The following is a 16,283-nucleotide window of genomic DNA, read 5'->3' as shown; positions in this document are numbered from 1 at the left end:
AAGTAGTGTTAAATGAATGTATCACAATTTTTATATTAATAAAATAAGTTATGGGAATTAAGACCTTGAATATAAGTGTGGTGATGTCAGTTAAAAGTTGTTTTCTATGACTTAGGTATAAAATAGAATTTAAAAAATTAACATAACTCACTAGAAAGTCGGATAATTAAAACATCTCTTACATTATAATTTACATGTATTGAATCTGAAAAAACAAAAGTGATTTTATAAATAGTATTGAAAATGAAGTGTTGTTAATTCATTATCCTTATTTTTAAACTTTTAAAAGGAGTCTAATTAGCAAACTTCTTTATGCTATTACAATCTATTTAAATTGAAATTATTTCTATGAAAAAAGCATCGATTACACAATCTGTATACGGAACACTTCCTAATGGTCAACAAGTAGATACGTTTAAGCTTAAAAATGGAAAGGGTATGGAAGTCGATATCATTACATTTGGAGGTATTATCACAAATTTAAAGGTTCCGAATGGTGAAGGTGTAAGCGAAAATATAGTTTTAGGTTACGATAAATTGGACTCGTATTTAGAAAACCCAACATTTTTTGGAGCCATAATTGGGCGTTACGGTAATCGCATAGCGCATGGAAAATTTACTTTAAATGATACGGTGTATAGTTTAGAAACTAACAATGGACCGCACCATTTACACGGTGGAAGCCAAGGATTTGATAAAGCAGTGTGGGATGCTAAAACTATTGAAACTGAAGAGACTGTTGCCTTAGAATTAGCTTACTTAAGTCCAGACATGGAAGCCGGATTTCCTGGAAATTTAAAGGTTACAGTATTATATACGTTAACATCAGAAAATGCTTTAGAAATTCAGTATAAAGGAATTACAGATAAGCCAACGTTAGTAAACCTAACGCAACATAGTTATTTTAATCTATCTGGAGATTTTTATAAATCTATAGAAAATCAGGAGTTAATGATAGATGCAGATTTCTTTGTGCCTATAGATGAGACAGCAATTCCGTTTGGGCATTTAGAATCGGTTAAAAACACGCCATTCGATTTTACAGTACCTAAACGTATTGGTCAGGATATTAATGCCGACAATCAGCAAATTAAAAATGGTTTTGGTTACGATCATACCTTTGTAATTAATCAAACCGAAAAAGGGTTAACACGTTTTGCAACGGTTTTAGATCAAGATAGCAAACGCTATATGGAAGTGTATACTACAGAACCTGGCGTGCAGTTATACACAGGGAATTTTATAGATGCTGCTTTGCCGTTAGCAAATGGCGAAATTTTTGCAAACAGAACAGGTTTGTGTCTAGAAACGCAACATTATCCAGATTCACCCAATCAAAATCAATTTCCATCAACGGTTTTACAACCCGGCGAATTTTATCATTCGGCAACAACTTATAAGTTTTCTGTGGTTTAGTTTTTTCCGTTTTATAAGGCTTTAACAGTCATTTTATTCTGAAATAGGCCTCCGAATCAATTCAGATTACCTGAGTAATTCTTATCTTTAAAATCTTAGATATAACTTATGATTGAAGCGTTGCAAAGACATTACGGATATTTATTTGAAAATGAATTACTTCAAGAGGTTAACCAATGCGGATTGTTTAAAGCCGTTCCCGAAGGATTCGTGCTTATGGATATTGGTCAGACTATTTCTCATATGCCATTATTAATAAGTGGTGCTCTTAAAATTTTAAGAGAAGATGAAGATGGAGACGAATTGCTATTATATTTTATTGAACAAGGCGATACCTGTACCATGAGTATATCTTGTTGTATGGGAAATTCTAAAAGCGAAATACGAGCAATTGCCGAAACGCCTGCAACACTTATTATGGTACCTGTAGAAAAAATGGGAGAATGGATGGGGAAATATAAAAGTTGGCAAAACTTTATTCTTCAGAGTTATCATGAGCGTACTGTAGAGTTATTAGAATCTATAGATACCATTGCCTTTTTAAAAATGGACGAGCGCCTGCTAAAATATTTAAAAGATAAAGCCATGGTTAATCATAATGAAATCATTTCGGTAACGCACCAAGATATTGCTCAAGATCTTCATACATCGCGAGTTGTTATTTCTAGATTACTTAAAAAGCTAGAAAACAATGGCCACTTAAAGCTTAATAGAAATCAGATTCATTTATTAGATTTATAAAATTAAAAGTACATTCTAAATTTTTTAGAGTACGTTTTTCACTACACAAAACAAGCTTAAGAAAAAGATTCTAAATTTCATTGTAACTAATGTTACTTCTATAACTTAAGCTTAGTATTACATTTGTCTAAAGTTTAGATATGGATATTGCTCAATTATTTGGTTTTATAGGCGCTTTGGTTGTTGGTTTGGTTTTAGGATTAACAGGTGGAGGAGGTTCTATTTTAACTGTTCCTATTTTGGTTTATCTATTAATGTTAAACCCTGTAACGGCAACAGCATATTCGTTATTTATAGTTGGAGTATCGTCTAGTTTTGGTGCGTTTAAAAATTTTCAGAAAGGTTTAGTCGATTTAAAAATCGCCGCTGTATTTGCAATTCCAGCATTTTCAATGGTGTATATAACCCGTAAATTTATAATTCCGGCCATACCAGAATCTATCTTTCACATCGGGAGTTTTGTAGTTACTAAAGACATTTTTATCATGGTCATGTTTGCTATCATGATGGTGGTTGCCTCTGTAAGTATGTTAAAACCGAGTAAAGATAAACACCATGATAACGGCCCTAGAAAATTAAGTAATATTTTAATTTTTAATCAGGCTATAGTTATTGGTTTCTTTACAGGAATAGTTGGTGCAGGTGGCGGATTTATTATTATTCCTGCGTTAATTATCTTAGGAAATTTAACCATGAAAAAAGCCGTAGGAACATCGTTGTTTATTATCGCAATTAATTCTTTAATTGGGTTTATTGGCGATATCGGGAATGTAGAAATCGACTGGGTATTCTTATTAAGCTTTACAGCAATAGCTGTGGTGGGGATTTTTCTAGGGAGTTATTTATCGAATTATATTCCAGGAAAAAAACTAAAAAAGGGCTTCGGATGGTTTGTACTAGCCATGGGGGTTTACATTATAATTAAAGAACTTGTTATGTAACATAGGTTACATCTAAAAATAAAAACATTAGTAATTTTAAATAAAATTATACACGAAATGAAAGTAGATCAAATATATACAGGATGTTTAGCGCAAGGCGCTTATTATATTGAGAGTGAAGGAGAAGTGGCTATAATAGATCCATTACGTGAGGTTGAACCGTATTTGGCGCGTGCAGAAAAAGAAGGTGCAAAAATTAAATATATTTTTGAAACCCATTTTCACGCCGATTTTGTTAGCGGACATGTTACGCTATCAGAATTAAGTGGCGCTCCAATTGTGTACGGGCCAACAGCAAATCCTACGTTCGATGCTATTATTGCAGAAGACGGTCAGGAATTTAAATTGGGTAACGTTGTTATAAAAGTATTACATACGCCAGGGCATACCATGGAAAGTTCTACGTACTTACTTCAAGATGAAAGTGGAAAAGATTATGCTATTTTTAGCGGAGACACCTTGTTTTTAGGAGATGTGGGACGTCCAGATTTAGCACAAAAAGGCGATATTACACAAGACGATTTAGCGGGTTTTTTATACGATAGTTTACGTACTAAAATCATGCCTCTAGCCAACGATGTTATTGTATATCCTGGGCATGGTGCAGGTTCGGCTTGTGGAAAAAACATGATGAAGGAAACGGTGGATACCTTAGGAAATCAGAAACAAATGAATTACGCTTTGCGTGCAGATATGACAAAAGCTGAATTTATTAAGGAAGTTACAGACGGTTTAGCACCGCCTCCACATTATTTTCCTTTAAATGTAAAAATGAATAAAGAAGGTTACGATAATATTGATACTGTGATTGAAAAAGGAACTAAAGCCTTAAATCCAGATGAGTTTGAAACCGTAGCCAATACTGTTGAGGCTCTAGTTTTAGATGTACGCCATCAAAACGATTATATAAAAGGACATATTCCACGTTCTATTTTTATTGGATTAGCTGGGGGGTTTGCACCATGGGTAGGGGCTTTAATAAAAGATACCAAGCAACCTATTTTATTGGTAACAGATCCAGGGATGGAAGAAGAAGCCGTAATTCGTTTGTCTCGAGTTGGATTCGATAATACATTGGGCTATTTAGAAGGTGGTTTCGATGCTTGGAAAACTGCAGGTAAGGAGTTTGATGCTATTTCGTCTATTACAGCAGAAACTTTTAAATCGAGATTAGAACAGGATACATTACATGTTTTTGATGTTAGAAAAGATTCGGAATATGCTTCAGAACATATCGATAATGCTAAAAATGCTTCTCTAGAGTTTATAAATGATTATTTATCTGAAATTCCAAAAGACGAACCGTTTTATGTGCATTGTGCAGGAGGCTACCGTTCGGTAATTGCAGCTTCAATTTTAAAAAGTCGTGGATTTCATAATCTAATAGATGTTGAAGGAGGTATGAAAGCTATCCGTGAAGTGGGAATTCCATTAACAGATTTTGTTTGTCCGTCTACCTTAAAAAAATAACAATATTATTGTATTCGTAAAGCATCAGAGGTTTTAAAAGTATATGTAAATAAATGTTAAATCGTTGTGTTGCAATTATATAAAGGTCGTATATTTGCACTCTCAATTTTAATAAAAAAATGACAAATGAGTCGGTTTTCAGAAATAATAAAACAAGATAAACCTGTATTAGTCGATTTTTTCGCCGAGTGGTGTGGACCATGTAAAATGATGGGACCCATTTTAAAGGAAGTTAAAGACAGTCTTGGAGAATCTGTTTCCATCATTAAAATAGATGTTGATAAAAACCAAGAGTTAGCGTCTCAGTTAAATGTAAAAGGCGTGCCAACTTTAATATTATATAAGTCGGGAAAACAAATATGGAGACAATCTGGAGTAGTCCAAAAATCGGATTTACTTCAAATAATAAAACGTGATAATTAAACCTTTGGGTTAATATCTAGTGTTGATTAATAGCAAGAAAAGCGTCCTTAAATAGGGCGTTTTTTGATTTTATACACTTGCGTGCTTCAATATTAATAAGATGTATTTAAGTTGTAATTATAAAATTTCTTAAGCGCTACAGGTGTAATACTGTATAATTTAAAACTTAACATCTACTGTTTACTAGACTTTTGTTAACATTTTTTTAGAATGCGAATTCGACTTTCTTCTCAATTTTAAGTACATTTGGTGATTAACAAAGACTAGTTTTTAAATAGTGAATTTATTTAATCAGCGTAAAAACAAATCGTTTAATTATAAGCCTAAATTTCAGGATGAAGAGGTGAAACCTTCCAACGAAATGTCTAATAAATGGGATGAAATTAAACAAACACGAAAGCATCAAAATAAAAACGGAATGCGTTTAACAGGATGGTTAATCATTTTTATTTTGGTGATTGTTTTATGGTATGTATTAAGTAATTATGAATTGTAGTAAGAATTATGGGGATTTTTAAAACCAGAAAAAATAAAAAATTTACGTACACACCTCGGCATTTTAAAAATGAAGGCGAGGGCAGTCCGTTTGAAATGAAACATAAGTTCGACGATTTTAGAAAAACCGTTGGGCCAACTGGAGGAATAAAATCTAAATTTGAAAATGCATTTGGAGAGTTAAAAGAATCTCCAGATCGCTCTGCAAATCGTCGTATCCTGATTATCATTGCTATTCTAGTTCTTATTTTTCTATTTATTATAGAATTCGATTTATCCATATTCCTTCCAAATACATAATGGCAGATATTATTCAACTTTTACCAGACCATGTTGCAAATCAAATAGCAGCGGGCGAGGTAGTACAACGGCCAGCTTCAGTAGTTAAAGAACTTTTAGAAAATGCTATAGATGCCAAAGCAGAAACCATAAAGTTATTGGTTAAAGACGCCGGTAAAACTTTGGTTCAAGTTATCGACGATGGTGTAGGAATGAGTGTTACCGATGCGCGTTTAAGTTTCGAACGTCATGCAACGTCTAAAATACGTTCGGCCGAAGATTTATTCCAACTCAATACCAAAGGATTTCGTGGAGAAGCTTTAGCCAGTATTGCCGCCATTGCGCATGTAGAATTAAAAACCAAACAAGCGCAAGAAGAAGTAGGAACAGCTATTACTATTGAAGGAAGTGAGATTGTAAATCAAGATGTTGTAGTTACTCCAACAGGCACATCGATAGCCGTAAAGCATTTATTTTTTAATATTCCAGCACGTCGTAATTTTTTAAAATCGAATACGGTAGAAACGCGTCATATTATTGATGAATTTCAGCGTGTGGCTTTAGCACATCCAAGCATTAGTTTTGTGATGTACCATAACGGTTCTGAAGTTTTTAATTTGCCACAAAGTAATTACAGACAGCGTATTGTTAATATTTTCGGAACGAAAACCAATGAAAAATTGGTACCTGTGAATGAAGATACCGATGTGTTGAAAATCTCTGGCTTTGTAGGTAAACCTGAATATGCAAAGAAATCTAGAGGCGAACAATTCTTTTTCGTGAACAACAGATTCATTAAAAGTGCCTATTTAAATCATGCGATTACAGCTGCTTTCGATGGTTTAATTAAAGATGGGACACATGCAAGTTATTTCTTAAATTTAGAAGTAAATCCGCAGACCATCGATATTAATATTCATCCTACAAAAACGGAAATTAAGTTCGACGACGAACATACTTTATATGCTATTTTAAGAGCCTCAGTAAAACATAGTTTAGGTCAATTTAATATTGCTCCCGTTTTAGATTTTGATCGGGACGCGAATTTAGATACACCTTACGATTATTCAAATAAATCGGCTAGTACACCAACAATTGAAGTTGATAGAACATTTAACCCGTTTGATACTGAACCTCGAGTAGAACCATCACGCACAACATCTTCGTCTTCATCATCACCATCATCATTTTCTGGACGTAAACCTGCCTCAACTTCAAGTTGGGAAAGTTTATACGTTGGTATGGAATCTAAGGGAACCAAATCACAAAACGATTTTAGTGAAATTCAATTTGAAAGTGTTGAAAGTACAGCGTCTTTGTTCGATGATTCTCAAATATCATCTAAACAGTCTTCGTATCAATTACAGAATAAATATGTGTTGAGTGCCATAAAATCGGGGATGTTGGTGGTCGACCAAAACCGAGCGCATCAACGTATTCTTTACGAAGATTTTTTAAGATACATTACAGGAAAAGATACCGTAAGTCAGCAGTTATTATTTCCACTTCAAATTCAATTATCGAAACAGGAACACGATATTGTATTAAGTCTAAAAAGTGATTTAGAATATGCTGGTTTTGTGTTTCAGAATTTTGAAAATCAAATGGTCGAAATAATTGGATTGCCAATTAATGTTCCAGAAAGCGAAGTAAGTATTATATTAGAGCAATTAATTAGCGACGTGGAGCACGAAGTTCCCGATGCTAATTTTAGTGCTGCCGATTTGTTGGCTAAATCTTTATCTAAAAGTTTAGCTATTAAATCTGGGCAGTCCTTAACACAAACAGAACAGGATCATTTAGTAAATAGTTTGTTTGCTTGTAAAGACCCTAATGTTTCGCCAAAAAACAAACCCACATTTATCACCATGACGGTCGATGAATTGGATAAAAAATTTATGTAAATTCATAGAAATATAGATATTATGAATAGAATTACCGATACAGTTAAACACCTTATAATCATAAATGTTATTATGTTTATTGGGACTATGGCCATTGGTGGAGGCGAATTGTTTTACGAATGGTTTGCATTGTATTTTCCTAAAAATGCAGCCTTTCAGCCATGGCAAATTTTAACACATATGTTTATGCATGGTGGTTTTATGCACATCGCATTTAATATGTTGGCCCTTTGGATGTTTGGTACGCCTGTAGAGCAGCAATTTGGAGGGAAGAAGTTTCTGTTTTTCTATTTGTCTTCTGGTTTAGGAGCCGCCATTTTAATGTTGGCCTATTATTATTATCAATATGCGTCGGGAATGTCAGCTTTAGAAGCCGCAGGATATAGCCCAACAGAAACCTTAGAAACGTTGCGTTCAGGATACGCCATGTACGATACCCGTTGGTCGCAAGTGTTAGATGCTGATCAATTAGGTAAGTTTGTAAGCGTGTTTAATGGGACTATGGTAGGAGCTTCTGGGGCTATAATGGGAGTTATGGTGGCATTCGGAATGTTATATCCAGAATCTAAATTAATGATGATTTTCTTGCCTATTCCTATAAAAGCGAAGTATTTTATACCTGGAATTATCGCGTTAGATTTAATTTCGGCACTTACCGGTCAGTCGTTTTTTAGTCCGAGTAACACAGCCTATGTTGCTCACGTTGGAGGGGCTTTAACCGGATTTTTAATTATGTGGTATTGGAAAAAAACACAATTCAATAAAAATCGTTGGGACTAATATATGAGCACACTCAATAACGATATTAAACAAAAATTAGCGCATTTAAATGTGTTAGAAAAGATAATAGCAGTAAACGTTATTATTTTTTTTGTGGGCTTTATTTTACAAGCACTAACATCTACTTTACCCTCGCATTCTAGTTTAAAATGGTTTGAATTATCAAGTCATTTATCAGAAGTTTTAGTAACGCCTTGGACGTTTATTACCTATGCTTTTATACACTACGATTTTATACATATGCTATTTAATATGTTGTGGTTGTATTTTATTGGGAAATGGTTTTTAAATATGTTTAGTAAAAAATTAACTATAAATATTTATTTTCTAGGTGCCATTTCTGGAGCTGTAGTTTTTCTTTTAGGCTATAATTTATTACCCAATGTCTTTCATTCAGGAAGTAGATTGGTTGGAGCTTCGGCAGCAGTACGAGCACTTTTAATATTTATGTGTGCGTATATGCCTCAAATGGATTTGCGTTTTTTTACATTTAATATTAAACTCTGGATTGTTGGAGCAGCTATGGTTGCTATGGATGTTTTAGGATTGTTTGGTACCAATGCTGGAGGAAATTTAGCACATATTGGAGGCGCAGCTTTAGGGTTTTTCTATGCCATGCAATATAAGAAAGGTGTAGATATTGGTAAAGGGTTTGAATCTATTGTAGATCAGGTTACAGGCTGGTTTTCTAAAACCAAGAAGTCGCCACTTAAAACCGTTCATAAAAAACAAGCCGATAAAAAGATGGCTGGGTTTAAAAAGGAGGAATTCGACGCTTTTAATAAGCAAAAACGTATTGATATTATCTTAGATAAAATTAGCAAAAGTGGTTACGATAGTTTAACAAAAGAGGAAAAAGCCTTTCTATTTAAAGCAGGAAAATAACTATGGCTAAGTTTAATGTTATTGATAAATTTATTTTTTTCATCAATTCAATTTTAGCTACGTTATTATTGCTATCCTACATTTTGCCTTTTTTTCCGCCTAAACAATTTGCACTTTTATCTGTTTTAGGACTTACAGTTCCATTCTTAATTATAATAAACGTATTATTCGTTTTATATTGGCTTTTAAAACTTAAGCGACAAATGGTTTTGTCTGCTCTGGTTTTAATTCTAGGTTATTTTTGTTTTGGGGCTTATTATAAATTCTCAAGTTCAACTTCAAATCCGTCTGAAGATAGCTTAAGTGTTATGAGTTATAATGTTAGGATGTTTAATGTCTATAATTGGATTCCTGATACAGATGTTGGTTTAGAGATTTCCAAATTTGTAGCAAAAGAACAACCCGATATTTTATCACTTCAAGAGTTTCACCCAAAGAATGCAAGTGTCGATTTCTCTTTTTATAAATATAAATACATACAATTAGCAGGTGAACAAAAGCAGTTTGGTCAATCTATTTATTCTAAACATCCTATAATTAATAAAGGCTCGGTTACGTTTCCAGATACTCCAAATAATGCCATTTTTGTAGATGTTGTAAAAGGTGCAGATACCATTCGTGTTTATAATATCCATTTACAATCTTTAAAAATAAATCCTGAAGTTGAAGAATTAAAAAAGCAAGATTCCGAACGTTTGTTTAAAAGTATTGGTCAATCTTTTGCGACACAACAAAGGCAAACCGAATTGTTTTTAGAACATAAGGCGCAGTGTAATTACAAAATGATAATTACAGGCGATTTAAATAATACAGCCAGTTCTTATGTATACCGAATGATTAAAGGTAATTTAAACGATACCTTTAAAGAAGCAGGAAGTGGTTTTGGAAAGACTTTTAATTTTAAATTTTTTCCTGTACGCATCGATTTTATTTTTACTGATGATGCTTTCAATATTAACGGATTTAAAATTTTTAATGATGCCGTGTATTCCGATCATTATCCGATTATGACTACTTTGAGTTTATAAATGAAAATTACTGGGTGTATTTAATGTTTAAAAATCTGATTAATCGTTTTAATTGATGCATCTTTCTTTGGGTAGGACGGGGATATACAATCAGGGGTTATATGATAAGTTTAAGAAAAGAAGCTCTAAAACGGACTAAATTAAATTGTAATAAGCACCATGCTTCAATATGAATAGCTAAATCCCCAAAAGACGTATAAATATAGAATATACTTATAAGTCCTTTAAATGATTTGATTACATCAATGATACATTAAATTCTATATGTCTAATGAAAAATTTTATTGCACTTTCTTTAATAACATTAAGTTTTTTTGCAAGTTGTAAAGACTCTGAGAAAACGCCAACTATTAAAGATGTTAACGTTGAAGAGCATGTTGTCGACACACCTAATACAAATGATTTAATTACTGATTACACGCATAAAATTGTGGTGCTAGAAGAATTGTCGTCTGCTGGATATGTATATCTTAAAGTCAAAGAAAATGAAAAAGAATATTGGATGTCTATACCGAGGAGACCCATAGAAATTGGAGCAACGTATTATTACGACGACGGCATGGAAATGAAGGATTTTAATAGCAAGAGCTTAAACCGAACTTTTGAGAGTGTAATTTTTGTTGAAGGCATTAGAGATAATGTAAAGGGGGCACCCAAAGTAAGAAAAAGTCATGTTCAAACCGGAAAGCCAAGTGTAGCACTGATTGATAAAATTCCAAATGGCATCCGAATTTCAGAACTTTTTGAGGATCCCAAGGCTTATGCAAACAAAAAAGTTATTATTAAAGGCGAGGTTGTAAAGGTAAATAATGATGTGATGCAGGTTAATTTCGTGCATTTACAAGATGGAACAATAGGACATGGAAAATATGACCTTACAATTACCACTAAAGACGACTTTAAAGTAGGTGAAGTTGTTACAATTACGGGAAACGTTATTTTGAATAAGGATTTTGGTTCGGGTTACGTATACGACATTCTTGTAGAAAAAGCAGTTAACGTATTGTAATTTAAGTAAAATGCAAACTTACATCATACTACAATCTACAGTATCTGCAATTATATGAATGACTAATCCTAAGCCTATAAGACGGGTTTTCTTCGGAATTAATAATAAAACATACACTGCAATCGCCCAATAGGAGTGGAGCGGATGAAAATTTATACTACAACGTCCAGGACTAAAAATGGGTGTGGCTAGCAGATGGTCTAAATCGATTAGCATACCGCAAATCATTATTAAATAAGCGTATTTCCAACGCGGTTTATAAAATAATAGAGCAACTGCCAAAGGACCTAAAAAATGAATGCTGTAATGTATAAACGATTGTAGCATTATAAAGAAAGGTCTTGATTTTCTAAATAATCTAAGGCATTTGGACCTTCATTAAAGAGTAAATCTAATACACTTAAATTGTTTATAAAACCATGTTTGTCGTCGAAGACTTGAGTGTATTTCTCGTTTTGAAAATTTAAATCTAATTTCGGGTTTACCAAGTGTCGTAAATCTGAAGCATCCTCAACCTCATGTTTAAATTCCTCTGTTTTTAGAATTGATTTTTCCAATTGAAGACATTCAGATATAACTTCGAAACATTTTAAATTATAATCTAAAATATAGTCTACTTTCATCTCAAAAAGCGGATGTAAATCATCTTCGTAATATTCAAAAAAAGGGGATGTTTTGTAAGCCGAAAGCAAAGATTTCCAATGTATACTTTGCCAATTTTCTGCATTCGAAACTTTTACATCACGATATTTCTGTCGATTTTTCTGTGTATAGACAACAGGAATATTAAGTAGTAATTTACCATTAGCACCATAAATATAAGTGCGGGTTCTGTAGGTTTGTTTTGCAAAATTATCATCCATTTCAAAAGTTACCACATCAGATTGCGCAATGGCAGCCATATGTGCAACATCTGGGAAATAGGTAGGATGTAATAGAATATTCAAACTCATTAACTTAATTAAGCGTTTGCTTTTTTACGTTTTCTATAGGTATTAAATCCAAACAATCCAGCAATTACAATTAAAGATGGAATTAAATAAGATACCGGTTTACCACTTCCGCCAACGGTTGTAAAGAAACGGTCCCAACGCGGTTTTCCATATTGATCCCAACTCATCCAAATAAACACAGGCTTCCCTACAACGTGATCATGAGGTACAAATCCCCATGCTCTAGCATCTTGAGAATTGTGTCTGTTATCTCCCATCATCCAATAGTAATCTTGTTTAAAAGTATACGAATCTGTAGCTACGCCATTTACAAGAATTTGATTGCCTTTAACTTGTAACGTATTGCCTTCGTATTCTGAAATTACACGCTTATATAATGGTAAAACATCCACATTTAAAGCAATAGTTTTTCCTGCTTTAGGAATGTAAAGTGGACCAAAGAAATCGTTATTCCAATTGTAATTTGGGTTTTGAGGAAAAATTCTAGGATCTCTAACACCTTTTTCTTCTTTAATAGGTGTAATACTTTCTACGTTCGGGTGGTTTTTAAATTGCTCCACAGCTTCGTCTGTAATAGATATAAACATGTAGGTGTTTTTATCATTAATAATACCAAAACGGTCTGTAATACCATAACGATCAGCTAATTCTTTAGCGTTAAATTGATGCGTTTTTGGTTGTACTAAATAGCTAAATTGAAGCTTAGCACGATCTGGTAATTGATTTTGTTTTCCGTTAATAAATACAATTCCATTTCTAACTTCAAGAGAGTCTCCAGGTAAGCCAACACAACGTTTTACATAGTTAGATTTTTTATCGACAGGCTTCCAGTGATTACGATCTGGTGTATTAAAAAAGTCTGTTACAGTATCTACTGGCCAGTTAAATACTACAATATCGTTTTGTTTTATTTTTTGAAACCCTGGTAATCTTAAGTAAGGTAATAAGGTTTTATTTTTCCAAGAATGTTCTTTAGTTTTTAAATTATCGTCTGCTACATAAGACTTCATTTTAGTCTTAGGAATAGAATCGTGGACCATTGGTAAAGCTAAAGTAGTTTGTGGTATACGCGGACCATAATTTAATTTACTCACAAACAGAAAGTCACCTATAAGTAATGTTTTTTCTAATGAAGATGTAGGTATTGTAAACGGTTGTATAATATAAGTATGTACAATTGTTGCAGCAACCACAGCAAATAATATAGAACTAACCCAATCTCCAACACTTGTTCTAGGTTCTAAACTACGGTCTTTAATATATTCTACATCGGCGATATAGTTTAAATAATAATTATAAAAACCAAGAGTAACAATAGCGAGTAGGGTATCTATGGTCGAGTTTTTTCCGAAACTTCTTGCTGTTTCAACCCAAACTACAGGAAACATAATTAAGTTAACAATAGGTAAAAATAGAAGGATTGTCCACCACCAAGGTCTGTTAATAATTTTCATTAATACAATAGCATTGTAAACAGGAATAAAGGCTTCCCATGCTTGTCTACCTGCTTTTACATAAAGTTTCCAAGTTCCTAATCCGTGTAGAATTTGGATAATAATAAAAAAAATGAACAGTTGAGTTAAGGTCATAATCTACTTTGTATTGCTAAACGTCTTTGCGACACCTATTTAATCTAATTTTAGTATAAGTATAAATAAAGGTTTTAATGTAACAGAATTTTTAGTTATTAACCAATATTTAACACATCTTTCATGGTAAAAACACCTGTTTTACCTAATAACCACTCGGCTGCAACAACAGCTCCTAAAGCAAATCCTTCTCTGTTATGTGCTTTATGCTCTATAGTAATTGCATCTACAGTACTGTTATAAGTTACCACATGTGTTCCTGGTACCTCTGGAATACGTTTTGCAACTATAGGAATCGTATCTGTTTCGGGGGTATTTAAAGCCCATTTTCCATATGTGTTGTGTTCAGAAATAATATCGTTTGCTAAAGAAATTGCAGTTCCGCTTGGTTCATCTAGTTTTTGTGTATGATGAACTTCTTCCATAGAAATGTTATATTGATCTAGGTTGCTCATCATTTTTGCTAGCGTTTTATTCAATTCAAAAAAGATATTTACACCTAAACTAAAGTTAGACGCATAAATAAATGCACCTTGTTTTTCTTTACATAAATCAGTCACTTTATCAAAATCGTCTAACCAACCTGTTGTTCCAGAAATTACTGGCACACCGTTATTAAAACAATTGGTAATATTACCTACAGCGGCATTTGGCATACTAAAATCGATTGCAATATCTGCATCTTTAATATTGTAATTAGGATTTTCTATACTCGCTTTAATTACTATTTCGTGGCCACGTTTAAGGGCAATTTGTTCTATGGTTTTACCCATTTTACCGTATCCTAGTAATGCAATTTTCATGTTTTAAAATTTAAAGTTAAAGGTAAGTCCGAGATTTGTAGTGTCTTCCATCTCGTTGTAATTAAAATGCGGCGAAAGTGTTAGATTATCATCAATATTAAACTGTAGTAAATGCGCATCGACGTTGGCATCTACTATGTTTAACACATATAATCCAACGGTAATAAGTAAAGACATTTCTTTATTACTACGCAATTGTTCTTGTGCATTTATTAAACCATCGTCAGACACGCGGCCGTAATATTCATCGTCGGTAAATCCTGCTAGTCTACGTTTATAGGCAGCACGATAGCGGTTATACGCATTATTATTATCGATATAAAAATAGATACCTGTACCAATAGCAGCATATACGATTGGGATTTTCCAATATTTTCTATTGTAAGCCTGACCTAAACCTGGCAGTATTGCAGAATAAAATGCAGCACGGGCGGGTGCTAAAGGATCTATAAATCTAGAATCTATTTTAGCCTCTTGAACGGCAAGAGTATCACTTACTTTTAGAGTGTTTTGGGCTTCTGTTGTTACCAATGTATTACCCACCAATAAAGAATCTACAGTTTTTACAGCGTCTGCAGATGTTTCTTTACGGTCTTCTTGCGCAAGGCTATTTAAGCAGAACAAAAATGAAAGTAAGGTGATTATAAAAAGTTTACTTTGCACTCTGTACAAGTTTTTTTATGCGATTAAAATCTTCTTCGGAATGAAAAGGAATTGTAATTTTTCCTTTACCGTTTTTGGCTACTTTAATATCTATTTTATGTCCGAAATAATCAGAAAAATCTTGAATACTTTTTTTTACAAAAACGGGTGTTTCTGGTTCTGCTTTAGCTTCGGCCTTAGGGTCTTCTAAAGCTTTAGACTCGTTATAGTTTCTTACTAAAGTTTCGGTATCTCTAACCGACATTTTATCTTGTAAAATGCGTGTATAGATATCTAGTTGTGTGCTTTGATCTTCAATATTAATAATGGCACGACCGTGTCCCATAGAAATAAATCCGTCTCGCATTCCTGTTTGAATTATTGGATCGAGTTTTAAGAGACGTAAATAGTTTGCGATAGTAGAGCGTTTTTTTCCAACGCGTTCGCTCATTTGTTCTTGAGTTAAATTAATCTCATCAATTAAACGTTGGTAGGATAATGCTATTTCTATAGGGTCTAAATCTTGACGCTGAATATTTTCAACCAAGGCCATTTCTAGAGATTCCTGATCGTTCGCAATACGAATATAAGCTGGGATAGTTTTTAACCCTAAAGATTCTGATGCTCTAAAACGACGTTCACCAGATACTAATTGATAAGTGTTAAAGTTTAATTTACGAACGGTTATGGGCTGAATTACACCCAACTCTTTAATAGACGATGCTAATTCTCGCAGCGATTCTTCATTAAAGTTAGTACGCGGTTGAAATGGGTTCATCTCAATTGCGCTTAAGTCTAACTCTACAATATTTCCAATAACTTTATCCGCATTTTTATCCTGAACGGAATTAATATCGTTTGTAGGGTCTTTTAATAATGCAGATAATCCTCTTCCTAATGCTTGTTTTCTTACTGCCTTCGCCAT

Annotated in this window: 18 protein-coding genes; 12 read left to right on the top strand and 6 right to left on the bottom strand. The window is 33.3% G+C overall.

Going from position 1 to position 16,283, the window contains the following annotated elements:
* Positions 1-348 precede the first annotated feature (348 nt).
* The 12 genes from BN863_RS11295 (at position 349) to BN863_RS11240 (ending at position 11,371) form a co-directional block, all read left to right on the top strand.
* On the top strand, positions 349-1,416 hold the full coding sequence (locus tag BN863_RS11295) for an aldose epimerase family protein (RefSeq protein WP_038530633.1): 1,068 nt from the start codon (positions 349-351) through the stop codon (positions 1,414-1,416).
* A gap of 108 nt (positions 1,417-1,524) precedes the next feature.
* Complete coding sequence (locus BN863_RS11290; RefSeq protein WP_038530631.1) at positions 1,525-2,157, top strand: Crp/Fnr family transcriptional regulator; 633 nt, start codon at positions 1,525-1,527, stop codon at positions 2,155-2,157.
* A 140-nt stretch (positions 2,158-2,297) separates the two neighbouring features.
* Positions 2,298-3,098, top strand: a complete 801-nt coding sequence (locus BN863_RS11285; protein WP_038530629.1) for a sulfite exporter TauE/SafE family protein — start codon at positions 2,298-2,300, stop codon at positions 3,096-3,098.
* Between the two features lie 57 nt (positions 3,099-3,155).
* On the top strand, positions 3,156-4,568 hold the full coding sequence (locus BN863_RS11280; RefSeq protein ID WP_038530627.1) for an MBL fold metallo-hydrolase: 1,413 nt from the start codon (positions 3,156-3,158) through the stop codon (positions 4,566-4,568).
* Positions 4,569-4,694: 126 nt separating this feature from the next.
* Complete coding sequence (gene trxA, locus BN863_RS11275; protein WP_038530625.1) at positions 4,695-4,991, top strand: thioredoxin; 297 nt, start codon at positions 4,695-4,697, stop codon at positions 4,989-4,991.
* A gap of 277 nt (positions 4,992-5,268) precedes the next feature.
* Complete coding sequence (locus BN863_RS11270) at positions 5,269-5,487, top strand: hypothetical protein (RefSeq protein WP_038530623.1); 219 nt, start codon at positions 5,269-5,271, stop codon at positions 5,485-5,487.
* An 8-nt stretch (positions 5,488-5,495) separates the two neighbouring features.
* On the top strand, positions 5,496-5,786 hold the full coding sequence (locus BN863_RS11265; protein WP_038530620.1) for a hypothetical protein: 291 nt from the start codon (positions 5,496-5,498) through the stop codon (positions 5,784-5,786).
* Positions 5,786-7,669, top strand: coding sequence for a DNA mismatch repair endonuclease MutL (gene mutL / locus BN863_RS11260; protein ID WP_038530618.1), 1,884 nt, complete (start codon positions 5,786-5,788; stop codon positions 7,667-7,669). Before BN863_RS11265 ends, mutL begins: the two co-directional genes overlap by 1 nt.
* 21 nt (positions 7,670-7,690) lie before the next feature.
* Positions 7,691-8,449: a rhomboid family intramembrane serine protease gene (locus tag BN863_RS11255; RefSeq protein WP_038530615.1), complete on the top strand. Its 759-nt coding sequence runs from the start codon at positions 7,691-7,693 to the stop codon at positions 8,447-8,449.
* Between the two features lie 3 nt (positions 8,450-8,452).
* Positions 8,453-9,334 (top strand): rhomboid family protein, encoded by an 882-nt coding sequence (locus BN863_RS11250; protein WP_038530612.1) that lies wholly within the window; start codon positions 8,453-8,455, stop codon positions 9,332-9,334.
* Positions 9,335-9,336: 2 nt separating this feature from the next.
* Entirely contained in the window at positions 9,337-10,362 is a 1,026-nt protein-coding gene (locus BN863_RS11245; RefSeq protein ID WP_038530610.1) for an endonuclease/exonuclease/phosphatase family protein, read from the top strand.
* A gap of 271 nt (positions 10,363-10,633) precedes the next feature.
* A complete protein-coding gene (locus BN863_RS11240) occupies positions 10,634-11,371 on the top strand; it encodes a hypothetical protein (RefSeq protein ID WP_038530608.1) in 738 nt (245 codons plus the stop codon).
* Between the two features lie 18 nt (positions 11,372-11,389).
* Here BN863_RS11240 and BN863_RS11235 read toward each other — a convergent pair whose 3' ends face one another.
* The 6 genes from BN863_RS11235 to BN863_RS11210 form a co-directional block, all read right to left on the bottom strand.
* Positions 11,390-11,698 carry a DUF6122 family protein gene (locus BN863_RS11235; RefSeq protein ID WP_038530605.1) on the bottom strand — a complete coding sequence of 103 codons (309 nt, stop codon included), beginning with the start codon at positions 11,696-11,698 and terminating at the stop codon, positions 11,390-11,392.
* Entirely contained in the window at positions 11,698-12,318 is a 621-nt protein-coding gene (locus tag BN863_RS11230; protein WP_394331978.1) for a WbqC family protein, read from the bottom strand. Before BN863_RS11230 ends, BN863_RS11235 begins: the two co-directional genes overlap by 1 nt.
* A gap of 14 nt (positions 12,319-12,332) precedes the next feature.
* Positions 12,333-13,913 (bottom strand): signal peptidase I, encoded by a 1,581-nt coding sequence (gene lepB, locus BN863_RS11225; protein WP_038530601.1) that lies wholly within the window; start codon positions 13,911-13,913, stop codon positions 12,333-12,335.
* Between the two features lie 98 nt (positions 13,914-14,011).
* On the bottom strand, positions 14,012-14,716 hold the full coding sequence (gene dapB, locus BN863_RS11220; RefSeq protein ID WP_038530598.1) for a 4-hydroxy-tetrahydrodipicolinate reductase: 705 nt from the start codon (positions 14,714-14,716) through the stop codon (positions 14,012-14,014).
* Positions 14,717-14,719: 3 nt separating this feature from the next.
* Positions 14,720-15,379 (bottom strand): DUF5683 domain-containing protein, encoded by a 660-nt coding sequence (locus BN863_RS11215; RefSeq protein WP_038530595.1) that lies wholly within the window; start codon positions 15,377-15,379, stop codon positions 14,720-14,722.
* Positions 15,369-16,283 (bottom strand): ParB/RepB/Spo0J family partition protein, encoded by a 915-nt coding sequence (locus BN863_RS11210; protein ID WP_038530593.1) that lies wholly within the window; start codon positions 16,281-16,283, stop codon positions 15,369-15,371. Before BN863_RS11210 ends, BN863_RS11215 begins: the two co-directional genes overlap by 11 nt.

The sequence above is a fragment of the Formosa agariphila KMM 3901 genome (assembly GCF_000723205.1).
GTDB lineage: Bacteria > Bacteroidota > Bacteroidia > Flavobacteriales > Flavobacteriaceae > Formosa > Formosa agariphila.
The sequence above is the reverse complement of the archived record's forward strand: the minus strand, read 5'-3'. Positions and strand labels throughout refer to the sequence as shown.